Annotated in this window: 22 protein-coding genes; 11 read left to right on the forward strand and 11 right to left on the reverse strand. The window is 68.0% G+C overall.

The features are described 5' to 3' along the window. Positions 1 to 179: 179 nt before the first annotated feature. Positions 180 to 401, forward strand: a complete 222-nt coding sequence (locus ATCM_RS11135) for an RNA-binding S4 domain-containing protein (RefSeq protein WP_132864591.1) — start codon at positions 180 to 182, stop codon at positions 399 to 401. A 126-nt stretch (positions 402 to 527) separates the two neighbouring features. On the opposite strand, the gene ubiM is transcribed toward ATCM_RS11135, so the two are convergent. The 3 genes from ubiM to ATCM_RS11150 form a co-directional block, all read right to left on the reverse strand. Next, positions 528 to 1,706, reverse strand: a complete 1,179-nt coding sequence (gene ubiM, locus ATCM_RS11140; protein ID WP_132864592.1) for a 5-demethoxyubiquinol-8 5-hydroxylase UbiM — start codon at positions 1,704 to 1,706, stop codon at positions 528 to 530. 205 nt (positions 1,707 to 1,911) lie between these two features. Then, positions 1,912 to 2,442, reverse strand: a complete 531-nt coding sequence (locus ATCM_RS11145; protein ID WP_132864593.1) for a DUF4019 domain-containing protein — start codon at positions 2,440 to 2,442, stop codon at positions 1,912 to 1,914. A gap of 77 nt (positions 2,443 to 2,519) precedes the next feature. Continuing rightward, positions 2,520 to 3,656 (reverse strand): hypothetical protein, encoded by a 1,137-nt coding sequence (locus ATCM_RS11150; RefSeq protein ID WP_132864594.1) that lies wholly within the window; start codon positions 3,654 to 3,656, stop codon positions 2,520 to 2,522. 165 nt (positions 3,657 to 3,821) lie between these two features. On the opposite strand from ATCM_RS11150, the gene ATCM_RS11155 reads away from it, so the two are divergent. The 3 genes from ATCM_RS11155 (at position 3,822) to ATCM_RS11165 (ending at position 7,251) form a co-directional block, all read left to right on the forward strand. Next, the gene (locus tag ATCM_RS11155; RefSeq protein WP_132864595.1) at positions 3,822 to 5,285 is read left to right on the forward strand and encodes a DNA-3-methyladenine glycosylase 2; all 1,464 of its coding nucleotides are present in this window, start codon (positions 3,822 to 3,824) and stop codon (positions 5,283 to 5,285) included. A 2-nt stretch (positions 5,286 to 5,287) separates the two neighbouring features. Beyond that, a complete protein-coding gene (locus ATCM_RS11160) occupies positions 5,288 to 5,797 on the forward strand; it encodes a methylated-DNA--[protein]-cysteine S-methyltransferase (RefSeq protein ID WP_132864596.1) in 510 nt (169 codons plus the stop codon). Positions 5,798 to 5,997: 200 nt separating this feature from the next. Beyond that, on the forward strand, positions 5,998 to 7,251 hold the full coding sequence (locus tag ATCM_RS11165; protein WP_132864597.1) for an ectonucleotide pyrophosphatase/phosphodiesterase: 1,254 nt from the start codon (positions 5,998 to 6,000) through the stop codon (positions 7,249 to 7,251). Between the two features lie 59 nt (positions 7,252 to 7,310). On the opposite strand, the gene ATCM_RS11170 is transcribed toward ATCM_RS11165, so the two are convergent. Both ATCM_RS11170 and ATCM_RS11175 read right to left on the reverse strand, forming a co-directional pair. Further along, complete coding sequence (locus tag ATCM_RS11170) at positions 7,311 to 7,490, reverse strand: 30S ribosomal protein THX (RefSeq protein ID WP_132864598.1); 180 nt, start codon at positions 7,488 to 7,490, stop codon at positions 7,311 to 7,313. A 108-nt stretch (positions 7,491 to 7,598) separates the two neighbouring features. Then, complete coding sequence (locus tag ATCM_RS11175; RefSeq protein ID WP_132864599.1) at positions 7,599 to 8,012, reverse strand: MerC domain-containing protein; 414 nt, start codon at positions 8,010 to 8,012, stop codon at positions 7,599 to 7,601. 146 nt (positions 8,013 to 8,158) lie between these two features. Here ATCM_RS11175 and ATCM_RS11180 point away from each other — a divergent pair, with 146 nt between their 5' ends. The 7 genes from ATCM_RS11180 (at position 8,159) to ATCM_RS11210 (ending at position 17,460) form a co-directional block, all read left to right on the forward strand. After that, positions 8,159 to 10,348, forward strand: a complete 2,190-nt coding sequence (locus ATCM_RS11180; RefSeq protein ID WP_132864600.1) for a TonB-dependent receptor — start codon at positions 8,159 to 8,161, stop codon at positions 10,346 to 10,348. Between the two features lie 146 nt (positions 10,349 to 10,494). Further along, positions 10,495 to 10,926, forward strand: a complete 432-nt coding sequence (locus ATCM_RS11185) for a MarR family winged helix-turn-helix transcriptional regulator (RefSeq protein WP_132864601.1) — start codon at positions 10,495 to 10,497, stop codon at positions 10,924 to 10,926. Beyond that, positions 10,923 to 12,137, forward strand: coding sequence for an MFS transporter (locus ATCM_RS11190; protein WP_132864602.1), 1,215 nt, complete (start codon positions 10,923 to 10,925; stop codon positions 12,135 to 12,137). Before ATCM_RS11185 ends, ATCM_RS11190 begins: the two co-directional genes overlap by 4 nt. Before the next feature lie 76 nt (positions 12,138 to 12,213). Further along, positions 12,214 to 12,768, forward strand: a complete 555-nt coding sequence (locus ATCM_RS11195) for a TetR/AcrR family transcriptional regulator (RefSeq protein WP_132864603.1) — start codon at positions 12,214 to 12,216, stop codon at positions 12,766 to 12,768. Then, positions 12,765 to 14,426, forward strand: coding sequence for an MFS transporter (locus ATCM_RS11200; protein ID WP_132864604.1), 1,662 nt, complete (start codon positions 12,765 to 12,767; stop codon positions 14,424 to 14,426). The genes ATCM_RS11195 and ATCM_RS11200 overlap by 4 nt, the downstream gene beginning before the upstream one ends. Positions 14,427 to 14,433: 7 nt before the next feature. Further along, positions 14,434 to 15,543 (forward strand): HlyD family secretion protein, encoded by a 1,110-nt coding sequence (locus tag ATCM_RS11205; RefSeq protein WP_132864605.1) that lies wholly within the window; start codon positions 14,434 to 14,436, stop codon positions 15,541 to 15,543. 207 nt (positions 15,544 to 15,750) lie between these two features. Next, entirely contained in the window at positions 15,751 to 17,460 is a 1,710-nt protein-coding gene (locus ATCM_RS11210; protein ID WP_132864606.1) for an amidohydrolase, read from the forward strand. A 129-nt stretch (positions 17,461 to 17,589) separates the two neighbouring features. Here the strand turns inward: ATCM_RS11210 and ATCM_RS11215 are convergent, their stop codons facing one another. From ATCM_RS11215 to ATCM_RS11240, 6 genes are all read right to left on the reverse strand, one after another. Next, positions 17,590 to 18,075 carry a Fur family transcriptional regulator gene (locus tag ATCM_RS11215; RefSeq protein WP_132864607.1) on the reverse strand — a complete coding sequence of 162 codons (486 nt, stop codon included), beginning with the start codon at positions 18,073 to 18,075 and terminating at the stop codon, positions 17,590 to 17,592. Positions 18,076 to 18,091: 16 nt separating this feature from the next. Further along, on the reverse strand, positions 18,092 to 19,495 hold the full coding sequence (gene gltX / locus ATCM_RS11220; RefSeq protein ID WP_132864608.1) for a glutamate--tRNA ligase: 1,404 nt from the start codon (positions 19,493 to 19,495) through the stop codon (positions 18,092 to 18,094). Positions 19,496 to 19,885: 390 nt separating this feature from the next. Then, positions 19,886 to 21,478, reverse strand: coding sequence for a M20/M25/M40 family metallo-hydrolase (locus ATCM_RS11225; RefSeq protein ID WP_132864609.1), 1,593 nt, complete (start codon positions 21,476 to 21,478; stop codon positions 19,886 to 19,888). A gap of 98 nt (positions 21,479 to 21,576) precedes the next feature. Continuing rightward, positions 21,577 to 22,461, reverse strand: a complete 885-nt coding sequence (locus ATCM_RS11230) for a carbon-nitrogen hydrolase family protein (protein ID WP_132864610.1) — start codon at positions 22,459 to 22,461, stop codon at positions 21,577 to 21,579. Continuing rightward, complete coding sequence (locus ATCM_RS11235; RefSeq protein ID WP_132864611.1) at positions 22,458 to 23,063, reverse strand: GNAT family N-acetyltransferase; 606 nt, start codon at positions 23,061 to 23,063, stop codon at positions 22,458 to 22,460. Before ATCM_RS11235 ends, ATCM_RS11230 begins: the two co-directional genes overlap by 4 nt. A 112-nt stretch (positions 23,064 to 23,175) precedes the next feature. Next, positions 23,176 to 23,583, reverse strand: coding sequence for a hypothetical protein (locus ATCM_RS11240; RefSeq protein WP_132864612.1), 408 nt, complete (start codon positions 23,581 to 23,583; stop codon positions 23,176 to 23,178). Positions 23,584 to 23,606: the final 23 nt, after the last annotated feature.

A 23,606-nucleotide genomic window follows, 5' to 3' on the forward strand; every position in this document is an offset into this window, starting at 1 on the left:
TCCGGGGGCACCGCCGCGAACGGGCGGGCGAAAAGACGCATATTGTGCGCCCAGAACCCCCTTGCTGTCGCGGGGTTTGCCGATGTCCGTTCAGCTTGCCACCACATGGCCAACGGGTTCAGCCCCCTGCCCCGTTCGCCTTGCCGCACAATAACGCCCGCTTTTTACCCGGGAACACCATGCAGACCATCGATTTCGAACTGGACCGCGAGTACGTGGAACTGAAGCAACTGCTCAAGCTCACCGACCTGGTGGCCAGCGGCGGCGAGGCCAAGATGATCATCGGCGAGGGCCAGGTGAGCGTGGATGGCCAGATCGAGCTGCGCAAGGCCTGCAAGATCCGCGCGGGCCAGCAGGTCGAGCTGGGCGACGTCCGCATCCGCGTCCTGGCCGCCGAATAACACCGGCAGCAGCGGCCTGGGCCGCGAAACCGATGGCGCTGCCGCCCTGCCGGCGCCTTGCGATGACGTGCATCAGGGCAGCGGATGGGACGCCAGCCTCGCGGCCCGGGGGCTCCTACCGGTGGATCAGGCCAGGCGCTGGGTCAGGTGCCCGGCGATCATTTTCCTGAACGGAACCAGCCCATGCGCGGCCCGCAAGGCGGCCCCGCGCAGCAGCCGGGCCGGCAGGCGGCTGTCGTTGTAGAGGGTGGCGATGGCATTGGTGGCCTCGTACAGCGGCCGGGTCGCCAACCGGTGGCTGCGCTCGTAGCGGCCCAGCAGGTCCGCCTCGCCGATGTCCCCGCCCCGCTGCGCCGCCGCAGTGACCAGGTCCGCCAGCCGCTGCTGGCTCTGCAGGCCGAAGTTGAAGCCGTGCGCGGTGACCGGATGCATGCCCACCGCCGCGTCACCAACCAGCGCATGGCGCGGGCCGACGAAACGGCGCGCATACACGCCGACCAGCGGGTACACATGGCGGGTGCCGGCCGGCACCATCTCCCCCAGCCGGCGTTCGAAGAAGCCGGTGACGGCGGCACCGAACTGCGCCGTATCCATCGCCATCAATGCCTGGACCTGCTGCGGCGGCAGCGTGATCACCGCCGAGGCCTGGTTGCGCGGCAACGGCAGCATCGCCAACGTGCGGCCGTAGCCGAACCATTCCCAGGCTTCATGGTGATGCGGCCGTTCGCATTGCAGGCGGCAGACCAGCATCGACTTGCCGAAGTCACGCATCTGCGCGCCGATCCCCATCATCCGCCGCGTGCTGGAGAAGCGGCTGTCGGCCGAGACCACCAGCCGGGCCTGCAGGCGGCGCCCATCGCCCAGGGTGACGGTGTTGCCGGCGGTGCCGGTTTCGATCGCGGTGACCGAGGTGCCATCGAGCAGCTCCAGCCCCTGCTGCCCCTGCACCACCTCCCAGGCGGCCTTGCGGATCAGGTGGTTGGGCACCAGCCAACCCAGTTCATCGACGTTCTCGCGCTCGGCGACAAAGCCCAGCGCGAACGGCGAGCTGCCGTTCATGACACGGGCACTGCGCAGCGGGGAGATCTCGGCCGGGTCGATGCATTGCCACATGCCCATGGCCTGCAGGATCTGCCGCGAGGCGTGGGTCAGCGCGATCTCGCGCCCGTCGAACGCCGGCTCGGCCAGCGCGGCCGCGCTCTGGGGCTCGACCAATGCCAACGACAGGCCGCTGCCGGCCAGGCTCCGGGCCAGGCTCAATCCCGCCGGCCCGGCACCGACCACCAGTACATCCACCTTGCGCATATCCTGCTCCGCTTTCGCACCGGGACGCAGGGTAGGCCGCGCGATGTAAGGATTCATTGATCTGGATCAGCCACCCGTGGGAGCGGCTCCGGCCGCGAGGCCGGAAACGCCGGGCCACCGCGACCACCTCCGCCATCCCGGGAAGGTCAGTCGTCGCGCCGGGGGATAGCTCAGCCAGTGTCGCTGCCGAGGCCGCTCCCACCGGTCAATTGGTCGCCGCGCGCACGCTGTAGCCCGAGGTGCGCCAGACCTTGTCTTCGTCCAGGCGGAAGGACACCAGTTCGCGCACCGGCTGTGCGTTGTTGGCGAAGCGGGTCGGGAAGCTCACGTTGATGTAGATGCCTTCCGGCACCGCCGCGCCTGCCGGGTACTGCACGCGGGTGATCGAGGGCTTGCCGCGCGACACCAGCGCACCCAGCTTGGTGCGGTCGGCACTGATGTTGCTGGCGAACTGGTCCCGCGTCACCGCCTTGCGGGCCACCCCGGAGGCCCCGTCCCAGACTTCGGCGGCCTTGTTGCCATCGACCAGCTGCGCCACGCGCTGCGCGGCCTGCGTCATCTGCGCGTCCTGCTGGGCCACCTGCGCCTGCTGTGCGGCACTCAATGCCGGGCCCGGTGCCCGCGTGGCCTGCGTTGCGGCGGCGGCCGGGGCAGCGGCCGGCGCGGGGGCCGCCTGCTGCGCCAGGGCATTTCCACCGACCAGGGACAGCAGCACCAACAAATGACTGGGACGCATGATTGGCTCCATGACGCGTTCGCTTGAAGGGACGCTCATCCAATCATGAAAGCGCGACCGGCGTTGTAAATTTCAGGTCAATGCTGGCCGGCCGGCGCATTCAGCTGGGCGGCGGCAGCCGGCGCGGTGGCCGGCACCTGCGGGTCAGGCGTGGCCTCCGGCCGCGGCACCAGCAAGGCGGTGTCGATTTCCGACAACGGGCTTTCGTCCGGGCACACCTCGTCCGGGAAGCCGAACTGCTCCTTCAGCGTCTGCCCGCAGTTGTTCACCGCTTCCAGGTCGGCGCCTTCAACCTTGCACTCGCGGTCGAAGGCGATCAGGAAGGCGTCCTTGCGGCGCACGAAGTCGTCGCCGCACTTGCGCATCTGCTTGATGCGCTCCAGGTCGTCCTGCACCGCATTGGTGCCATCCAGGCCGTACTGCTTGAGCTCGTCGCTGGTCAGCAGGCGCAGGCTGCGGTTGGGCACGGTCATCATCAGGTCGGCCACGCCCACCGCCACGCCGTTGCGCTGCAGGTAGTCCTTCACGTTGTCGTAGACCTCGTGCAGCTCCTTGTTCAATTCCGCACGCGAGGTGGCGGTGGAACTGATGCGCATCATCCGGTGGATGCCCACCTTGCCGGAGATCAGCCGGTTGTCGCCGGCGGCCAGCACGAACACGCAGGCACTGTGGCAGATCGAGCCTTCGCGCACCCAGATGGTCCAGCCGGACTCACCGATGCTGTCACCGGCCACGATCGCCGCTTCCACCTGCCCGCCGCTGGAGTCCAGGTCTAGGATGCGCTTGCCGATCTTCATCGCATCGGCCACCACCGCCAGCCGCGACACCAGCCCGGCGAAGGAGGGGTTGATCTTGCCTGCATAGCGCACGCGCACCAGCCCGCGCTCCTTGCACGGCTCCAGCGCGGCGTCCAGGCTCTTGCGGTCCAGCGCCTCGAGCGCGGCGCCATCACCGTTCTCGCCGCTGTAATCGGTGTCGCAGCTCACCCATGCCTTGCCGTTCTCCAGCACCAGCTCCGGCCATTCACGGTCCTTGGCCGGCACCACCACCGGCGGCGGTGGCGGCGCGTCGGCGGCGTTGATCGAGACCATGTGGTCGCCATCGGCCGCCAACGCCGTGGCCGGGTCGGCCACCGGCTTCTTCTCCTGCTCCTGCCCATTGCAGGCCAGCAGCCCGACACACAACAACGGCGACCACCAGAATCTGGGCAACATAGGGATGCAATCAGGTCCATGCAGGGCGCAGGCGCGCCGGAAAGTGCACACAGTCTAGTGCCCCTTGGCGCGATGTCCTCAATTGAACCTAAACAACGGTTCGGCATGAGCATTGATGTCCGGAAATGGCCAGTCAGCACGGTCCGATCGGCCTAGACTGGCCGCATGCACAATCCAGCCCTGCCCAGCTACGAGCAATGCGAACAGGCGCGCCTGGCGCGGGACGCCCGCTTCGACGGGCTGTTCTTCACCGCCGTGCGCAGCACCGGCATCTACTGCCGGCCGGTCTGCCCCGCCCCGCCGCCACAGCGGCGCAACGTCAGCTACTACCCCAGTGCGGCGGCGGCCACGGCCGCGGGCTACCGCCCGTGCCTGCGCTGTCGCCCGGAGCTGTCCCCGGACGACGCCAGCCTGGTGCAGGACCACACCCTGCACCGCGCCCTGGCACTGCTCAACGAAGGCATCCTGCAGGATCAGCCGGTCGATGCGCTGGCCCAGGCCATGGAACTGAGCCCGCGCCAGCTGCAGCGGTTGTTCGTGGCCCGGCTTGGCGCGACCCCGGCGCAGCTGCATTCCACCCGCCGCCTGCTGCTGGCCAAGCAGTTGCTCACCGAGACCGCGCTGCCGGTGACACAGGTGGCGATCGCCGCAGGCTTCAACAGCCTGCGCCGCTTCAACAGTGCCTTCCTCGCCGGCTGCGGCATGCCGCCCAGTGCACTGCGCAAGCAGCATGGCGCGGTGCCCGGCGGCGAGCCGGTGCTGCGGCTGGCCTACCGCCCGCCGCTGGACTTCCCGTTGATGCTGGCCTTCCTGCGCAAGCGCTCGCTGCCGGGCATCGAGTGCATCGGCCAGGACAGCTACCAGCGCGTGATCGTCAGCAACGGCAGCGCCAGCCTGATCCGGGTCACCGCCGATCCCCGCCGGCCGGAGCTGCGGCTGCAACTGGGCACGATCGACCCCCGCGCGATCCCGGCCATCGTCGCGCGGGTGCGCCGGGTGTTCGACCTGGATGCCGACCTGGGCACCGTGCATGCCACGCTGGCGCAGGAGCCGCTGCTCGCCCGCGGCATCGCCCGGCGTCCGGGGTTGCGCATTCCCGGTGGCTGGGACGGCTTCGAGGTCGCCGCGCGCGCGGTGCTCGGCCAGCAGGTCAGCGTGGCCGCCGCCACGACCCTGGCGCGACGCCTGGTGGACCGCTTCGGCGCGCACCTGGACGGCATGCCGGCAGGGCTGGACCGCCAGTTCCCGACGCCGGAGGTGCTGCTGGACGCACCGCTGGAATCGATCGGCCTGCCGCGCACGCGTGCAGCCACCCTGCGCGCCATCGCCCGCGCCTGCGCCGAAGGCCACCTGGACTTCAGCCGCGCGCAGACGCTGGAGCATTTCGTCCAGCAGGCGGTCGCCCTGCCCGGCATCGGGCCGTGGACCGCGCATTACATGGCATTGCGGGCGATGGGCATGCCCGATGCGTTCCCGGCCGGCGATCTGATCCTGCAGCAGGTGCTGGGCGAAGGCCAACGCCTGAGCGAACGCGACACCGAACGCCGCTCGCAGCCGTGGCGGCCGTGGCGTGCCTACGCCGTGCTGCACCTGTGGCATCTGGCCGCGGAAACGAACAAGGAGACCTGACCATGACGATCTACTACGACCGCTTCGACAGCCCGATCGGCCCGCTCACTGTCGCCGCCGACGACAACGGCGTGCGCCACATCCTGTTCGCCGAGAACCGGCACGACGCCAAGGGACGCGAGCAATGGCAGCGTGACCCGGACGCGGTGGCCGAGCCGCGGCGCCAGTTGCTGGAATACCTGCAGGGCAAACGCCGCCGGTTCGACCTGATCCTGGCCCCGGCCGGCACCGACTTCCAGCTCGATGTCTGGCAGATGCTGGCGCAGATCCCGTTCGGCGCGACCTGGAGCTACAAGGAACTGGCCGAGCGCCTGGGCAAACCCACCGCCACCCGCGCGGTCGGTGCCGCCAACGGCCGCAACCCCTTGCCGATCGTGCTGCCCTGCCACCGGGTGATCGGCAACAACGGCGCCCTGACCGGCTTCGGTGGCGGCCTGCCGACCAAGGTGGCGCTGCTGAAACTGGAAGGCGTGCCGGTGGAAGACGAGCGGGTGCCGGATCTGTTTGGTTGAGGCCTGCCGGCCGGGGCAGGCAGCGCCATTGACCCTCCCCGGCCCTCCCTTCGGCGCCGCCAAGGGCCGGGCCATGGAGGCCTGCCTCCCAACCTGGCGTTTCGCCCTGCCCATCGCCATCACGCCAACCACCCAACCCGGCAAGCTCCCGCCCCCAAAGTCGTATTCGTCGCGTCATGCGCGCGAACTATCATGCGCGGATGACTTCGTACCGCCTTCCGCTCCTGTTGCTGGGCACCAGTCTGCTGGTTGCCTGTGCCTCCTCCCCGCATCGCGCCCCGGCCGATTCCACTCCGCCCGCCACTGTCATCCTGCTGTCCATCGACGGACTGCGCGCGGACATGCTCGACAGCGGCAACAGCCCCAACCTGTCGCGCCTGGCGCGCGAAGGCGTGCGCTCGGTGGGCATGCGCCCGTCGTACCCGTCGCTGACCTTCCCCAACCACTACACCCTGGTCACCGGGCTGCGCCCGGATCACCACGGCCTGATCCACAACAGCATGTGGAGCGACGCGCTCGGCCAGTTCCGCGTGGGCGATTCGCAGTCGGTCCGCAACGCGACCTGGTGGGAGGGTGGCGAGCCGATCTGGGTCTCCGTCGAGAAGGCCGGCTACACCAGCGCGACCTGGTCCTGGCCCGGCAGCGAAGCCCCCATCCACGGCATCCAGGCCAGCCTGCGCCACCCCTACGATGAAAGCGTGGCGCTGCCCGAGCGCATGCGCAAGGTGCTGTCCTGGCTGCATGGCGCGCCCGGCGTGCAGAAGCCGCGCTTCATCGGCGCCTACATGGAGCAGGTGGACAAGGCCGGGCATGCACACGGCCCGGACTCCCCCGAGTACGCCGCCGCGCTGCGCCAGGTCGATGCCGCCATCGGCGTGCTGATCGACGGCCTGGCCCGCGAGGGACAACTCGACCGCACCAACCTGATCGTGGTCTCCGACCATGGCATGGCCAACGTGGCCGCCGACCACGTCGTGCCAACCGAAACGATGGTGCCGCCGGAGGTGGCGCGCGTGGTCTCCGAAGGCCAGTCGGTCGGTTTTGCACCGCTGCCGGGCCAGCAGGCGGCGGCGGAACAGGCCCTGCTCGGCCGCCACGCCCACTACGAATGCTGGAACAAGTCCGACCTGCCCACCCGCTGGCATTACGGCAGCAATCCGCGCGTGCCGGCCATCGTCTGCCAGATGGACGAAGGCTGGGATGCGTTGACCCCGGCCTCGCGCGGCAAGCGCTCCCCCGGGATGCGCGGCTCGCACGGCTATGACCCGGCCCTGCCGTCGATGCAGGCGGTCTTCATCGCCCGTGGCCCGGCATTCGCGCAGGGCAAGCAGCTCACCGCCTTCGACAACGTCGACGTCTACCCGCTGCTGGCGCGCCTGATCGGCATTCCCGCGCAGCCCAATGACGGCGACCCGCAGGCACTGCAACAGGCGCTGCGCGCTCCCGCCCACTGAAACCCGGGCACAAAAAAAGCGGCGCAAGCGCCGCTTTTTTCTTGCCACGCCAGGCCGGATCAGCCGGCCTTGGCCACCGTCTTCTTGGCGACGGCCTTCTTGGCCGGGGCCTTGGCGACAGTCTTCTTGGCGACCGGCGCAGCTGCGCCCACGGCCACCTTGTTCACGTGCGAGCGCGAATTGCCGTAGCTGGCGTTGTAGCGCTTGCCCTTGGCGGTCTTACGGTCACCCTTACCCATGTCGTCAACTCCTTCAAGTATGAAATCCAAAAAAACCCGTCCGGGACGGGTTCGGCAGGCTCGCAACCGGCTCACCTGCGCCTGAGATGAGAGCCTAGCATGCGTGATTCAATGTGCGCAGCTGGCATCGTGCACGTGGTGATGGTTCAAGCGCAGGTTCAGCAGGTGCGCCAAGGCCACCAGGGCGCCGCCAAGCGTCATCACGATGGCATGCGGCACCTGCGAATGATGCAGCTCGGCATGCAGCAGCCCGGCCCACAGCAGCACCAGCCCGGGGACCAGCACCGCCAACGCGCGCAGCGCGCGGTGCCGGTAATAGCCCCACAGCAGGCTGGCCAGGCCCAGCACGGTGACGAAGATCACCACGGTCAGCTCGACGCTGTCGCTCAGCCAGAACGACAGCCCCAGCGACGGCGCGATCGCCAGCAGGGCCGGCAACACCGCGCAATGCACTGCGCACAACAGCGAACCGGTGGCTCCGAAGCGGTCCAGGTACTGACGTAACGCGGCAGGCAGGGGCATGACTTTCAGCAGGGTCGGCGAATCGTTATGGAATAATATAACATAATCGTCAGCCCGCCAGTCCAAGCCTTCGATCACCTCCCCCATCGCCGTGGGTTTCCCACGCCCCTCAGTTGATACACAGTAACAAAAGAGACATCGCCACCATGCCTATCTCCCAACGCCCCCTCCGCCGCCACCTGCTCAGCCTGGCCCTGGCCAGCCTGCTGCCTTCGGCCGCCTACGCCGCCGACAATGACGCCGGCCCCCAAAGCCACAACCTGACCGAGTTGTCGGCGGTCAAGGTCACCGCATCGCCGTTGCAGGGTTCGGCCGACTCGCTGGCGCGCCCGGTCGACGTGCTGGCCGGTGAACGCCTGGACGAGCAGAAGTCCGGCACGCTCGGCGATACCGTCGGCAAGCTGCCCGGCGTGCAGAGCACCTTCTTCGGCCCCGGCGTGGGCCGCCCGATCATCCGCGGCCAGGAAGGCCCGCGCGTGCAGGTGCTGTCCAACGGCGTCGGCAACATGGATGCCTCCACCGTCAGCGCCGACCACGCCACCAGCATCGAGCCGTTCCTGGCCGACCAGATCGAGGTGCTCAAGGGCCCGGCCACGCTGCTGTTCGGCAGCGGCGCGATCGGTGGCGCGGTGAACGTGGTCGATGGCCGCATCGCCAGCGAACTGCCGGACCGCCCGCTCAGCGGTCGCGCCGAGCTGCGCGGCAATTCGGTCAATGACGAGCGCAGCGGCATGTTCCGGCTCGATGGCGTGAACGGCAACTGGGTGCTGCATGTCGACGGCCTGGTCCGCAACGGCGACGACTACCGGATCCCGGGCTATGCCGTCATCGATGGCCTGGAGGAACACGACGGGCACGACCACGACGAAGCCGATGCACCGCGCCGTGGCACCCTGGACAACAGTTCCATCCGCACCCGCGCCGGTGGCGTCGGCGCAACCTGGCTGGGCGAAGGCGGCTACTTCGGCGTGTCGGCCGGCACCTACCGCACCAACTACGGCATCCCCAACGGCGCGCACGTGCACGCCGACGATGACCATGGCCATGACCACGACGACCATGACCACGACCACGAGGAAGAAGGCGGCGAGCATGATGTCCGCATCGACATGGTGCAGAACCGCTTCGATACCAAGGCCGGCATCTACGACCCGACCGCGTTCCTGAAGAACATCAACCTGCGCATCGGTTACACCGACTACGAGCACACCGAGCTGGAAGCCGGCACGCCGTCCACCCGCTTCACCAACCGCGGCATCGAAGGCCGACTGGAAGCGGTGCAGCAGCCCATCGCCGGCTGGGACGGCGCCTTCGGCCTGCAGTTCAGCAACGGTGACTTCGGCGCCAAGGGCGAGGAAGCCTTCGTGCCGGACACCGGCACCCGGAGCCTGGGCCTGTTCGTGCTGCAGGAAAAGCAGTTCGGCCCGTTCAAGCTGGAACTGGGCGGCCGCCATGACCAGGTCAAGCTCGACCCGGCCGACGGCTATCGCCCACGCACCTTCGACGCGACCAACCTGTCGGCCTCCGGCATCTGGAAGCTCAATGATGCGGTGGACCTGCGCTTCGGCCTGGACAGCTCCGAGCGCGCGCCGACCAACGAAGAGCTCTATGCCGCCGGTGCACACATCGCCACCCGCTCGCTGGAACTGGGCGATGCCAACCTGAAGACCGAGCGCGGGCAGCGTGCGGAACTGGGCATCCACACCCACACCGACCGCCTGGACTTCACCGCATCGATCTACCAGACCAGGTTCAAGGACTTCATCTACCTGGCCGACACCGGCGTGACCGAATCGCTGCCGGTGCGCCAGTGGACCCAGCAGGACGCCACCTTCAAGGGCGCCGAGGCTGAGGCCACCGTGCACATGTTCGAAGGCGACAGCGGTGACTGGGACCTGCGCCTGTTCGGCGACTACGTGAAGGCCGAACTGGATGGCAGCGGCAGCCGCCGGGTCGACATCGCCGTCCCGCACGGCGACCACAACCACAACTACACCGTGGACCTGGCCAACAGCGGCTACCTGCCGCGCATCTCGCCGACCCGCTTCGGCGCCGACCTGCGCTGGTCGCGCGACGGCTGGCGTGCCTCGGTGGGGGCGGTGCGTTACGGCAGCCAGAAGGATGTCGCGCAGAACGAGGAACCCAGTGCCGGCTACACGCTGGTGGATGCACACTTCGCCTACCGCTGGGACCGCAACGCCAGCAACAGCTACGAGGTGTTCCTGGATGGCAGCAACCTGACCAACCGCGAAGCACGCCCGCACACCTCGCTGCTGCGTGACTACTCGCCGTTGCCCGGCCGTGGCGTCGCCTTCGGCATCCGCGCCTGGTTCTGAGCCCAGACAGGCAGGTGCCGGGGCATGCCCGGCACCTGCCTTCCCATCCAAGGGCCAGCACAGCACCGCAGCGTTCCATCCCACCGCGCCCCGATATAGGTGCATATGCACCTATAATCGCGTCCACCGATTCCCCGGATCCCGCGATGGACGCCACCCGCCCCTGCACCTGCTTCCAGCTGCGCCGTGCCGCGCGCCGGGTGAGCCAGCTCTACGACCAGCACCTGGCCGCCGCAGAGCTCAGCCTCAACGCCTATTCGATCCTGCGCCGCGCGCGGGACCCGCGTCCGCTGGGGGAACTGGCCGACGCCCTGGGCATGGACCGCACCACCCTCACCCGCAACCTCAAGCCGCTGATCGAGGCGGGACTGGTGCAGACCCGACCGGGCAAGGCCGATCCCCGCCAGCGCCAGGTCCTCACCACCGCCGCCGGCATGCGTCGCCTGCACAAAGCACTTCCGCTGTGGCAGCAGGCGCAGGATGACGTCCAGTCGCGTTTCGGCAACGCGGCCACGTCCCAGCTCAACCAGCAGCTCGAAGCACTCGCCCGCGCGCTCGAGCCGGAGAGCCGCGCATGAGCGCCACGCCCCTGCAACGCACGCCCTGGGGCATCCTGCTGGTCGCCTCGGCCCTGCTGATGGTGACCATGGGCGTGCGCCAGACCAGCGGCCTGTTGATCGATCCGATCCACGTCTCCACTGGCCTGGGCATCGCCCAGATCAGCTTCTCGCTGGCCATCGGACAACTCGTCTGGGGCGCAGTGCAGCCGGTGTTCGGCGCGCTGGCCGACCAGCGTGGCCCCCTGCCTGTACTGGTCGGCGGTGGCCTGCTGCTGGCTGCCGGCCTGGCGCTGGCCACGTGGGTGCCGACCGCCTGGGGCCTGAACCTGAGCTTCGGCCTGCTGCTTGCCGCCGGTGCCGGTGCCGGCAGCTTCTCGGTGCTGATCGGCGCCAGCAGCTGGCGCATCCCGCCTGCCCGGCGCTCGATGGCCGCCGGCATCATCAACGCCGGCGGCTCGCTCGGCCAGTTCCTGTTCGCGCCGCTGGTACAGATGCTGCTCACCGCCTTCGGCTGGGTGCGCACGCTGTACGCGCTGGCGGCCATCGTGCTGGTGTCCCTGCCACTGGCCTGGCCACTGCGCCAGCGCGCACCGCGGGTGGAAGGCGGCGCCGACGGCGAGGCGCTGGGCGTGCAGCTGCGCCGGGCGCTGCGCGACCGCAGCTACTGGTGCCTGCACCTGGGGTTCTTCACCTGCGGCGTGCACATCGCCTTCCTGGTCACCCACCTGCCCGGCGAGATCGCCCTGTGCGGCCTGTCGCCAACCGTCTCGTCGATCTCGCTGGCGCTGATCGGTCTGTTCAACGTCGCCGGCAGCCTGATCATCGGCGTGCTGGGCGAACGCTTCCGCATGAAGTGGCTGCTGTTCTGGATGTACCTCAGCCGTGCGGTGCTGATCATGGTCTACCTGCTGTCGCCGCCGACACCCACCACCTTCTACCTGTTCTCCGCCGCGCTGGGCTTCACCTGGCTGGCGACGGTGCCGCCTACCGCGGGCCTGGTCGGCAAGCTGTTCGGGCCGCGCCACATGGGCACGCTGTTCGGCCTCACCCTGCTCTCGCACCAGATCGGCGGCTTCTTCGGCGCCTGGCTGGGCGGCGTCGCACTGGAGCATGGCGGCGACTACAGCTGGATGTGGTACGGCGACATGGTGCTGGCGGCACTGGCCGCGCTGGTCAACCTGCCGATCCGCGAGCAGGCCCCGCGTCCGGCGGCGCTGGCCGCGAGCTGAATCGCCCAGAACCGGGACAGCGGGTTTCACATCGCGTCGATTGAAATCGGACATTTTTGTCCGGATCATGATCGACATGCCCTCCTTACGTTCCGACGCTGCCGCTCGTCGCGCCCTGCTGTTGGACGCTGCCGACGCCGTGTTCGGCGAGCATGGCATCACCGCCCCGTTGGACCTGGTGGTCGAGCGGGCCGGCGTCGGCCGCGCCACGCTGTACCGCAACTTCCCGGACCGCGCCGCGCTGATCAGCGCCATGCTGGAGCGCTCGGTGGCCCAGCTCCAGGCCCATATCGCCGAACTCGGTGCGCGCGACGACGCCCTGTTCGAACTGCTGGCCGGCATGGCCGGGCGCATCGTGCAGTCGCCGGCGCTGGCCGACTACTGGCGTGCGGTGGACCAGGATGATCCGCAGGTGCGCGATGCCCGCCAGCACGTGCTGGCGCTGATGGAGCCCGCCCTGGAGCGCGCCAAGGCCGCCGGCTTGTGCCGCGCGGACATGCAGCTGCGCGACATCTCACTGATCTCCAGCATGCTCGGCGCCGCCCTGCGCGGCCGTGACCGCGACGAACGTGCGGTGCTGGCCAAGCGCGCACTCGAACTGCTGCTGCCCGGGCTGGCCACCACGCCATGACCACGCTCACGCCCCTGAAGCCGATCCCGGACTGGGAGGACCACGAGAAGCCCACCTTGCCCGGTGGTGCCTCGATGCCATGGCACCCGCCGCACCGACGTGCCGCCTATGCGGCGGTGGCGGTACTGGTCGCCGTCACCGGCGGCCTGGGCAACGCGCTGATCACCGCCAACCTGCCGTGGATAACCGGCCAGATGGGCCTGCAGGCCACCGAGGCGAACTGGCTGGTGGCCGCGTACATGATGGTCAACGTCAGCGCCAACCTGCTGGTATTCAAGTTCCGCCAGGAATACGGCATCCGCCTGTTCGCCGAGATCGGCCTGGGCGTGTACGCCGCGCTGGCGGTGCTGCACCTGTTCGTCGGCAACCTCACCACCACCTTGCTGGTGCGTGCCGGCAGCGGCTTCGCCGGCGCTGCCTGCACCACGCTGGGCACGCTGTACATGCTGCAGGCGCTGCCACGCAAATACGTGGGGCAGATGCTGGTGGTCGGCATGAGCCTGTCGATGCTGGCCACGCCGTTGGCCTGGCTGCTTTCGCCCGGCCTGCTCGACCATGGCGAATGGCAGAACCTGTACCTGTTCGAAGCCGGGTTGGCACTGTGTTCGTTCGCCGCCATCGTGGTGCTGAAGCTGCCGCCGGGCATCCAGATCAAGGTGTTCGAGCCAGCCGACTTCCTGACCTTCGCGCTGATCGCCCCCGGCCTGGCGCTGCTGGTGATCGTGCTCAACCAGGGCTTCGTGCGCTGGTGGTTCGACACGCCCTGGCTGGGCTGGGCACTGGCCGCGTCGGTGGTACTGATCACCACCGGGTTGTGCCTGGAACACCAGCGCCGCAACCCGCTGCTGCAGGTGCGCTGGCTGATGGGCCCGACCATGCTGCGTTTCATCGCCGGTGCGTTCCTGATCCGCTTCCTCACCAACGAGCAGAACTACGGCGTGATCAACATGCTGCGCACGCTGGGCATGGGGCCGGACCAGATGGCGCCGTTGTTCGCGGTGATCCTGTGCGGCGTGCTGGTCGGCATCGCGGTCGGCGCGCTGACCTTCGGCCCCAAGGCACTGATCCCGCAGTTGCTGGCCTCGATCATCCTGCTCGGCAGCGCCGCCTTCCTCGACCAGCACCGCACCAGCCTGGACCGGCCGATGGACTTCGCGCTGAGCCAGTTCCTGGCGGCGGTGGGCAGTGGCATGTTCATGGGCCCGTTGATGCTGATCGGCATCCGCCAGGCGATGGCACGCGGGTTGGACCACATCGTGTCCTTCGTCGTGGTGCTGTCGCTGACCCAGAACTTCGCCGGGCTGGCCGGCTCGGCCCTGCTCGGCAGCTACCAGCTGCATCGCGAACACGTCTACTCCAGCGCGCTGGTCAGCCAGCTCGACGCCGCCGACCCACAGGTGGCGCAACGCCTGCAGCAACAGCAGCAGGCCTACGCCCGCATCATCACCGACCCGGTACAACTGCGGGCGCAGGCCAGCGCTGCGCTGGCGACCACCGCCAGGCGCGAAGCCAACGTGCGCGCGTTCAACGACGTGTTCGCGCTCAGTGGCTGGGTCGCCATCTGCTTCCTGAGCTGGCTGCTGCTGGAAGTGACATTGCGCAACCCCCGCGTCAAACAGGCGATCCGGCCCGGCAAGGCCACGCCGTCCTCCCGTTGAGGCACCGATGAGCAAGCACACCCCACCCGCCGAAGCCGCCACGCCGGCACCGGTCTCCAAGTACGCCACCCCCAGCCGCACCGCGGTGGTGGTGATGATCGTCATCGCCCTGCTCGGCCTGGCCCTGATCCTGCGCGCATGGCAGCTGTGGCCGTTCAACAGCAGCCACGTGCATACCGACAACGCCTATGTGCGCGGCCAGGTCACGGTGCTGGCGCCCCAGGTCAACGGCTACGTCACCGAGGTACTGGTCAAGGACTTCGACTTCGTCAAACAGGGCCAGCCGCTGCTTCGCATCGACGACCGCATCTACCGGCAGAAGGTGGAACAGGCACAGGCCGCCTTGGCCGACGCCCAGGCGCAGCTGGCCAATTCCGACCAGAGCCAGGCCCAGAACCGCGCGCAGATCGCTTCGGCGCAGGCCAACCTGTCCGCCGGCAGCGCCCAGCAACAGCAGAGCCAGACCGAACTGAAGCGCTACGAGCAGCTCGCCGCCCAGCAGCTGGTCTCCAACAGCGACCGCGACAAGCTGCGCGCCAGCGTGCAGTCGGCCAATGCGGGCGTGGCGCAGTCGCAGGCGGCGATCCGCATCGCCGAGGAGAACCTCACCTCCACCCAGGTGGCGCGTCGCGGCCTGGAGGCCAAGGTCGCCAATGCCGAGGCTGCCCTGCAGCTGGCCCAGATCGACCTGGACAACACCGTCATCAAGGCACCGCGCGATGGCCAGGTCTCCGAGGCCACGGTGCGCCTGGGGCAGTACGTCAGCGCCGGCAGCCAGTTGTTGTTCCTGGTCCCGGACACTTTGTGGGTGGTGGCCAACTTCAAGGAAGGCCAGACCTGGAACATGGCCATCGGCCAGCCGGCCACCTTCAGCGTCGATGCCTTCCAGGGGCACAAACTCACCGGCCACATCGAACAGATCGCACCGGCGACCGGCTCGGAGTTCTCGGTGCTCAAGCCTGACAACGCCAGCGGCAACTTCACCAAGGTGGTGCAGCGTCTGCCGATCCGCATCGCCATCGATCCAGATCAACCGTTGGCCAAGCGCCTGCGGCCCGGCATGTCGGTCATTGTCGAAGTGGATACTGCGGCAAAGCCCGAGCAGCCAACACCGTAGCGGCACCCGCGCTTCTGTAGGAACGGCGTAAGCCGCGAAGCTGGCGATGTTGCCACCACACGAACAATCGCAATCAAGCATCACCGGATCACACGCTGCAAAACACCGTAAGCAGCAGCCTCGAGGCTTACACCGCTCCTGCAGCTCACAGGCTGCTCGGGAAGCCTGGGTTAGGCTGTCGGCAGTTATCTGCAATGGAGTCCTGCGATGCGCCTGAACCTGGCCCTTTCGATACTGGCGGTACTGGCCGCACCCGGCGTCCATGCCGCGTCCCATGCGGACACGCTCTACAGCGGCGGCCCCATCATCACCATGGACGACCGCCAGCCCAACGCCGAAGCCATCGTCGTCCGTGAAGGCAGGATCGCATTCGTCGGCACCGGCAAAGCCGCGCGCGCCTTCAGCCCGGATGCACGGCAGGTGGATCTGCACGGGCAGACGCTGACCCCCGGCTTCATCGATGCCCATGGGCATGTCTCCGGTGTAGGCCTGCAGGCACTGTCGGCCAACCTGCTGCCTGCACCCGACGGCGAAGGCAATTCAATCCCCGCGCTGCAGAAGATCATGCGTGACTTCCGCGCGCAGGCCACTATCCCCGGCGGCTACAAGGTGCTGATCGGCTTCGGCTACGACGACTCGCAACTGGCGGAAAAGCGCCACCCCACCCGCACCGAACTCGACGCCATCGCCACCGACATCCCGGTGATCCTGATGCACCAGTCCGGGCACCTGGGGGCCTACAACAGCAAGGCGCTGGAGTTGGCCGGCATCACCGCCGACACGCCCAACCCTGAAGGCGGCGTGATCCGCCGCGAGCCGGGCAGCCAGGTTCCCGATGGCGTGCTGGAAGAAAGCGCGCACAACCTCGCGCTGGCCAGGCTGATGCCCGCCTTGAGCCTGGACCAGGCCATGGCGATGCTCGAAGCCGGCCAGGCGCTGTACATGAAATACGGCTACACCACCGCGCAGGACGGCAAGACCGACGCAGGCACGCTGGCGATGCTGCCGATGGCGGGCAAGGCCGGGAAGCTGAAGATCGACGTGGTCGCCTACCCGGACATCCACGTCGCCCTGGAAAGCCCGGCCATGCAGGGCCCGTATTACGCGCCGACCTTTACCGACCACTTCCGCATCGGCGGGGTGAAGATCAGCCTGGACGGCTCGCCGCAGGGCAAGACCGCCTGGTTGAGCCAGCCCTACTACCAGGTTCCCGAGGGCGAAAAGCCCGACTACGCCGGCTACCCCGCCTATACCGACGCGCAGGTCGATGAATTGATCGGCAAGGCCTGGCAGCACGGCTGGCAGGTGCTGGCCCATGCCAACGGCGATGCCGCCATCGACCAGCTCATCCACGCCGTCGCCGCCGCCGAGGCGGCCTACCCGGACCGCCACCTGCTGCCGGTGCTGATCCATGGCCAGACCCTGCGCAAGGACCAGGTCGGCGAGATCCAGCGGCTGGGCATCTTCCCGTCGCTGTTCCCGATGCACACCTACTACTGGGGCGACTGGCACCGCTATTCGGTACTGGGCCCGGAACGCGCGGAGAACATCTCGCCCACGCGCTGGGTGCTGGATGCCGGCATGAAGTTCACCTCGCACCATGACGCGCCGGTGGTGTTCCCGGACGCGATGCGGGTATTGGACGCCACCGTCAATCGCACCACCCGCAGCGGCTACGTACTGGGGCCGGGGCAGCGGGTGACGCCGGAGCAGGCATTGAAGTCGCTGACCCTGTGGGCCGCCGAGCAGTACGGCGAACAGGCCAGCAAGGGCTCGATCGAAGTCGGCAAGCGCGCCGACCTGGTGGTGCTGTCCGGCAACCCGCTGACCATCGCCCACCGCGACCTGCATACCATCACCGTGCTGCAGACCATCAAGGATGGGCAGGTCGTCTATGAGGCGGTGCGCTCCCGGTAGTTGCACGCGAGCATGCCGACGCGTCTCCCGCTTCGCGGCCGAGGCCGCTTCCCGTCAGCGAAACAGACCGCGCCCAAAAGAAAAGGCCGCGCAATGCGCGGCCTTTCCAGTGCTGCTGCACGCCCTCATTCACCCCGCGCAGTTCGCGCACAGGCCATGCACTTCCAGCGTCTGCGCCTGCGGCTTGAAGCCCAGCTCCTTGGCGCGGGCTTCAAGCTGGCGGACGATGTCGCGGTCCTCCAGCTCCACCGCGCTGTGGCAGCGGTCGCAGATCAGGAACGGCACCGAATGCTGGTTGCTGCTGGGATGGTGGCAGGCCACGAACGAGTTGACCGACGACAGCTTGTGCACGAAGCCGTTGGCCATCAGGAAATCCAGCGCGCGGTACACCGTGGGCGGGGCGTCGGCACCGACGCCCTTGCCTTCACGCACCCATTCCAGCAGTTCGTAGGCCTTGACCGGCTTGCCCGCCTCGGCGATCAGGCGCAGCACGTTGGCGCGGATCGGCGTCAGCCGCAGCCCGCGCTCACGGCACACCCGCTCGACCACCGCGATGAAGCCCGCCGCGTCGTCAACGTGGTGGTGCGGCGCAGTACAGGAGTGCGATTCGGTCATGTCTACCTCGTGGGAATCAGGCCTTGGGAACCTTGATGAGTGCGGCGTCGATGCGTTTCAAGGCTTCATCGCGGCCGGCCAGGTACACGGTATGGGAAATGTCAGGACTCACCTGGGTGCCGGTGATGGCCACGCGCAGCGGCTGGGCGACCTTGCCCATGCCGATTTCAAGCGCCGCGGCGGTGTCGTGCAGGGCCACCCCGACCGCTTCGGCGGTCCACTCCGGCAGCGCCGCCAACAGCTCACGGGCCTTGCCCAGCGCCACGTCGGCACCGGCCTTGAAGTGCTTGGCCACGGCGGCTTCGTCGTATTCGGTCAGCGGGGTGTACCAGACCACGGCCTTCTCAGCCATTTCCTTCAGCGTCTGCACGCGCTCACGCAGCGCGATGACCACGTCCACCGGGGCCGGGCCGGCGTTCACGTCCAGGCCCAGCTTCTCCAGCTGGTAAACCAGGTGCGGCACGATCGAAGCCGGCTCCTCGGTCTTGAGGAAGTGCTGGTTGACCCAACCCAGCTTGGCCATGTCCAGGCGCGAAGCCTTGGAGTTGCAGTTGGTCACGTCGAACAGGTCGATCAGCTCCTGGCGGCTGAACAGCTCCTGGTCGCCGTGCGACCAGCCCAGACGGGCCAGGTAGCTGAGCAGCGCGTCAGGCAGGTAGCCGGCGTCCTTGTACTGCATCACGTCGGCTGCACCGGTGCGCTTGGACAGCTTGGCGCCCTGCTCGTCCAGGATCATCGGCATGTGGCCGAACTTCGGCACCGGGGCACCGATGGCCTCGTACAGGTTGATCTGGCGCGGAGTGTTGTTGATGTGGTCGTCACCGCGGATGACCTCGGTGATGTTCATGTCCCAATCGTCCACGACCACGGCGAAGTTGTAGGTCGGGTAGCCGTCCGGGCGGAAGATGACCATGTCGTCGAGCTCGCTGTTGGCGATCTCGATGCGGCCCTTGATCAGGTCATCGAACACCACCGTGCCATCAAGCGGGTTCTTGAAGCGGATGACACGGTTCGGGTCATCCTTGAACGGCAGGTTCAGCTCGCGCGCGGCGCCGTTGTAGCGTGGCTTCTCCTGCTTGGCCATGGCCGCCTCGCGCATCGCGTCCAGCGCTTCCTTGGTCTCGTAGGCGTAGTAGGCCTTGCCCGAGGCGATCAGTTGCTCGGCCACTTCCTTGTAACGGGCGACCCGGTCGGTCTGGTAGATCGGGCCCTCGTTGTAGTCCAGGCCCAGCCAGTCCATGGCCTCCAGGATGGCGTCGATGGCCGCCTGGGTGCTGCGTTCCCGGTCGGTATCCTCGATGCGCAGCACGAACTCGCCGCCGCGGTGGCGGGCCTCCAGCCAGCAGTACAGCGCGGTGCGGGCGCCACCAATGTGCAGGTAGCCGGTGGGACTGGGGGCAAAGCGGGTGCGGACGGTCATGACAGGCGCAGATGTGGGAATCCGGCCATTTTACCCCTTCACCCCGCTGGCTGCCTTGCTGGCAGGGCTGACGGCGGCAAAGCCATCAGGACCCGGTTTTTGAGCCCCCTTCTTTTGCCGAAGGCAAGGGGTGGGCTGGGGAGAGGTGCCTTGGCCGTTGCTTCGGCTTCGGCTTTGGCCGTTGACGTACCGGCCCCCTTCCGCAGCGACGGAGTTGACGGAAGCCGAATGGCTGGTCAAGGTGGCTCGCGCTCCGCAGGAGGGCGAAAGCTGTTGCCCTAGCTGTCGCATTTACCCCAGCCAAAAAGCAAAGCAGAGCACCCCCATCCGCCCTTCGGGCACCTTCCCCCGCAAGCGGGAGAAGGGACGCAATCAGCGGTTCCGGTCTGCTTACGGCTCCAGCAACGGCTTGCGCGGGAAACGCTCCTCGCGCATCGCCGCGTTGTACACGAACGAGGCCACGATCGCCGCCGCCTGCTTCAGGTCCTCGGCCTCGGCGTGGTCCCACGTATCCAGGTGGCTGTGGTGGACGTTGCTGAAGTAATCCAGGCGATCCTGGACGAACTGGAAGCCCGGCAGGCCCACCCGGTCATAGCTGATGTGATCGGTGCTGCCGGTGTTGCGGCTCACCACCGTCGTCGCGCCCACGTCGTTGAACGGCTTCAGCCACTGCTCGAAGATCGGCATGGCCGCCATGTTCTCCTGCGCGTAGATGCCGCGGAAGCGGCCCGAGCCGTTGTCCATGTTGAAGTACACCTGGAACTTGTCGTAATCACGCAGCTTCTGCAGCGCGCCGGTCGGCTCGCGCAGCGAGGCCGGCAGCGCCTTCTGCGCCGGATCGGTGGGCTCCGGGTAATGCGCGAAGTGCTGGGCCACATAGGCCTGCGAGCCGATCAGGCCCTGCTCCTCGCCGCTCCACAGCGCCACGCGGATGGTGCGCTTGGGCTTGGCGCCCACGGCCTTGAGGATGCGCATGGCCTCCATCATCACCGCCACGCCGGCGGCATTGTCGGCCGCACCGGTGCCGGTGTGCCAGGAGTCCATGTGCGCGCCCAGCATCACGATCTCGTCGGCCTTGCTGCTGCCGCGGATCTCGGCCAGCGTGTTGTGGCCCGGCTGGTCGGCTTCATCGGTGAAGCGTGCATCCACGTTCACCCGCAGGCGCACGACCTGATTGTCCTTGAGTGCACGCACCAGCGGATTGAAGTGCTCGGCGATCATCGCCAGCTCCGGGATGCCCACCGACTCGCCGGCCTTGCGCGAGCCGCCACCGGCCACGCGGATGATGCCGTTGTCCCAGCCGCTGATGCTGATCGCCGCCAACGCACCTTCCTCGACGAAGAAGGCATTGGTGGCGCGGATCAGCTCCTGGCGCTCGCCGTATTCCTTGACCCGCTTCGCACGGTCATCGGCTGCGCTCTTGGGAATGGTGAACTCCTGCAGGCCTTCCAGCGAGGTCGCATCGTGGCGGTGCGAGTCCGGCTCGGTGCCGCGCTTGTACTCGCGCGCCTCGCCCAGCAGCAGGATCTTGCCGCGCAGCTTGCCCTTGTATTTCTCCAGGTCGGCCAGCTTCTTGATGTCGACCTGGATCAGCTCGCCCTCGACCGGACCGTGGGTGCCCGGGGTCCAGGCCTTGGGCAGCGCATGCAGCGGCTGCACGCGTTCGGACAACATTTCCACGCTGGCCGAGGAGAACTCCCAGCCACGGCCGAAGCCGTCGAACGCCTCGTCGTGCACGTTCACCAGGCCCCATTCGTTGAACTTGCCGCGGGTCCAGCGGTTGGCCTCGGCCATCGCCGGTGAGTTGGTCAGGCGCGGACCAATGCTCTCGGTCAGATGACTGAAGGTGTCCATCACCTGCGAGCGGTGGAAGGCCTCCTGGCGGATCTTGCCCACCATGTCCAGGTCCACCTGTTCGGCTGCCTGCGCCGTAGCGCCCACCGCCAACCCCATGCACAACGCCAGCAAACCGCGCTTGATCACCGTGTATCCCCCGGCCTTCGGCCAAATGACGACAAAGCACCGAGTCTAGCCAGCCCTCCATACTGACCGAGCCGGCCAATGGTCATGGTCCGCCGGTCTCAGGGCACGTTTGTCACCACCGCCTGGGCCAGTGCCGGCTGCAACTGGCCTGGCCAGTCGCGGTCGTTGGCCACCTGGGCCTGCGCGCGGCGGGCCTCGAAGGCAGCGAAATCCAGCTCCGCCAGCGCCCATAGCTGCCCTTCGGCGGTCTGCGCAAGCACGCCATCGGCCGGAAAACCCACGTCCATCGGTGCGTAGATCGCCGCCTGCCCGGTGTTCACGTCCAGCGCCGGGCTCCATTCGGCCAGACCGGCGGTCACCGACTGGGCCACGAACATGCGGTTCTCCAATGCCCGTGCCAGGCAACCGATGCGCACCCGGGTCGCGCCGGCAGCGGTATCGGTGCAGCTCGGCACGACCAGCAAGCGGGCACCGGCCTCGTACTGGCGCCGTACCGGCAACGGGAATTCGCTGTCGTAGCAGATCGCCACGCCGACGCGGATGCCGTCCACCTCGAACACCTTCAATACGTCACCCGGATCGATCAGGCCGGTGCCCTTCTCGAACCCGGTCAGCTGCAGCTTGTCCTGCCACAGGTGCTGGCCATCGGGGGTCAACCAGTCGCAGCGGTTGCGGTAGCGCCCGTTGCCGGTATCGAGCAGGAAGCTGCCCGCCACCACGTGCAGGTCGAACTCGCGGGCCAGTGCCGAGAACAGCGCAAGCCATTGCGGGCGGTATTGCTGGATGGCCGCCAGCGAGGCTGGCAGGTCGCTGAAGATATGCCGGCGGAAAGTGGCCGCCAGTTCCAGCGACAGGTATTCGGGCAACACCGCGATACGCGTACCGGCAGCGGCCGCCTCGCCCAGCACCTGGCGCTGGCGTGCGGCGAAGGCATCGAAGTCGGCGGGCGAGCCCACCGGGTAACGGGCAACGGCAATCTTCATGCGACAGGCTCCAGCGTGCGGGTCCAGAACGTCAATGGATGCATCACCTCGCCCTGCCCCACCTCGTGCCACAGCAACTGCAGGGTCATCCCGGGTTGCCGGGCATAGCCGCGCTTGTGCCAGAACACATCGTTGTCGCGGTGCCCGGGCGGGCGCCGCGGGTCATCGGCTGCACGGTCCACCGCGCAGAAGGCCGTGATCGCAAAGCGCCGCAACGCCCGGGCATGCGCCTCGCGCGCATCGAAGAACGCATGGCCGATGCCGCGTCCCCGGTACGACGGCAACAGCACCGACTCGCCGAAATAGAACACCTGCGCCGGGTCAAGGCCCGCTTCCTCGAATGGCTTGCGGAAGGCCGCGCCGTCATCGAGCAACGGCAGGCCGGTGGACGCGCCCACCACCGCGTCGCCATCGCGAGCAACCACGCAGACCGCATCCGGCGTAGCGGCATAGGCGGCCAGGTAGTCACGCTCGTAGTCGAGGCTGCCCTGGTAGAGGTAGGGCCAGTCATTGAACACGCCGATGCGCAGGCGGGCCACGTCATCCAGCACGGGCAGCAGTTCCGGTCCGCGCAATGCGGCGAGGGTGAGGGGCGATTCCATGCGGGAATTCTAGTGCGTGGCGGGCGTCGGGTGCGGCCCCTTCCCCAACCCCTCTCCCGCACGCGGGAGAGGGGCTTTATCCAACGCACCCTGGAACATCACCGGCTGCGACTCAATGCATCCACCCGTACAGCACCAGGCGTTCCACCGGCAGCACCGCCAGCCACGACTGCGCATCCAAGGTGGTGGCGGCATACATCGGGCTGGTGCCGGCGGCGCCCTGCCCAGCTCCTCCGCGCACCTGTCGCCAATGGCCATAGCGGGCCGGTGCATGCCGCGGCAGACCGGCGCGGGCCTGCTGTGCCTGCGCGAAGAACACCAGCCCTTGCCGTTGGATGGCAGCGGCGGTGCGGTTGGCAAGGCGCAGGACCACGATGCCGCCGGCATCACCGCCGAAGATGCTCTCCAGCACGATGCCGGCCATCTGGTCCGGCGACATCCCGAACTGCAGCAGCCCACTGGTTTCAATCGCGGCAGGCAGCAACTGCTGCGCACGACGATGGATCGATATGCGGTTCATTGCGGTCACTCCCAGGGAAACGG

The organism is Stenotrophomonas sp. ATCM1_4 (assembly GCF_004348115.1).
GTDB classification, from domain to species: domain Bacteria; phylum Pseudomonadota; class Gammaproteobacteria; order Xanthomonadales; family Xanthomonadaceae; genus Stenotrophomonas; species Stenotrophomonas capsici.

Coding starts and splice junctions, on each gene's coding strand:
- ATCM_RS11135 (WP_132864591.1), top strand. CDS start 180: ATGCAGACCATCGATTTCGAACTGGACCGCGAGTACGTGGAACTGAAG.
- ubiM (WP_132864592.1), bottom strand. CDS start 1,706: ATGCGCAAGGTGGATGTACTGGTGGTCGGTGCCGGGCCGGCGGGATTG.
- ATCM_RS11145 (WP_132864593.1), bottom strand. CDS start 2,442: ATGCGTCCCAGTCATTTGTTGGTGCTGCTGTCCCTGGTCGGTGGAAAT.
- ATCM_RS11150 (WP_132864594.1), bottom strand. CDS start 3,656: ATGTTGCCCAGATTCTGGTGGTCGCCGTTGTTGTGTGTCGGGCTGCTG.
- ATCM_RS11155 (WP_132864595.1), top strand. CDS start 3,822: ATGCACAATCCAGCCCTGCCCAGCTACGAGCAATGCGAACAGGCGCGC.
- ATCM_RS11160 (WP_132864596.1), top strand. CDS start 5,288: ATGACGATCTACTACGACCGCTTCGACAGCCCGATCGGCCCGCTCACT.
- ATCM_RS11165 (WP_132864597.1), top strand. CDS start 5,998: ATGACTTCGTACCGCCTTCCGCTCCTGTTGCTGGGCACCAGTCTGCTG.
- ATCM_RS11170 (WP_132864598.1), bottom strand. CDS start 7,490: ATGGGTAAGGGTGACCGTAAGACCGCCAAGGGCAAGCGCTACAACGCC.
- ATCM_RS11175 (WP_132864599.1), bottom strand. CDS start 8,012: ATGCCCCTGCCTGCCGCGTTACGTCAGTACCTGGACCGCTTCGGAGCC.
- ATCM_RS11180 (WP_132864600.1), top strand. CDS start 8,159: ATGCCTATCTCCCAACGCCCCCTCCGCCGCCACCTGCTCAGCCTGGCC.
- ATCM_RS11185 (WP_132864601.1), top strand. CDS start 10,495: ATGGACGCCACCCGCCCCTGCACCTGCTTCCAGCTGCGCCGTGCCGCG.
- ATCM_RS11190 (WP_132864602.1), top strand. CDS start 10,923: ATGAGCGCCACGCCCCTGCAACGCACGCCCTGGGGCATCCTGCTGGTC.
- ATCM_RS11195 (WP_132864603.1), top strand. CDS start 12,214: ATGCCCTCCTTACGTTCCGACGCTGCCGCTCGTCGCGCCCTGCTGTTG.
- ATCM_RS11200 (WP_132864604.1), top strand. CDS start 12,765: ATGACCACGCTCACGCCCCTGAAGCCGATCCCGGACTGGGAGGACCAC.
- ATCM_RS11205 (WP_132864605.1), top strand. CDS start 14,434: ATGAGCAAGCACACCCCACCCGCCGAAGCCGCCACGCCGGCACCGGTC.
- ATCM_RS11210 (WP_132864606.1), top strand. CDS start 15,751: ATGCGCCTGAACCTGGCCCTTTCGATACTGGCGGTACTGGCCGCACCC.
- ATCM_RS11215 (WP_132864607.1), bottom strand. CDS start 18,075: ATGACCGAATCGCACTCCTGTACTGCGCCGCACCACCACGTTGACGAC.
- gltX (WP_132864608.1), bottom strand. CDS start 19,495: ATGACCGTCCGCACCCGCTTTGCCCCCAGTCCCACCGGCTACCTGCAC.
- ATCM_RS11230 (WP_132864610.1), bottom strand. CDS start 22,461: ATGAAGATTGCCGTTGCCCGTTACCCGGTGGGCTCGCCCGCCGACTTC.
- ATCM_RS11235 (WP_132864611.1), bottom strand. CDS start 23,063: ATGGAATCGCCCCTCACCCTCGCCGCATTGCGCGGACCGGAACTGCTG.
- ATCM_RS11240 (WP_132864612.1), bottom strand. CDS start 23,583: ATGAACCGCATATCGATCCATCGTCGTGCGCAGCAGTTGCTGCCTGCC.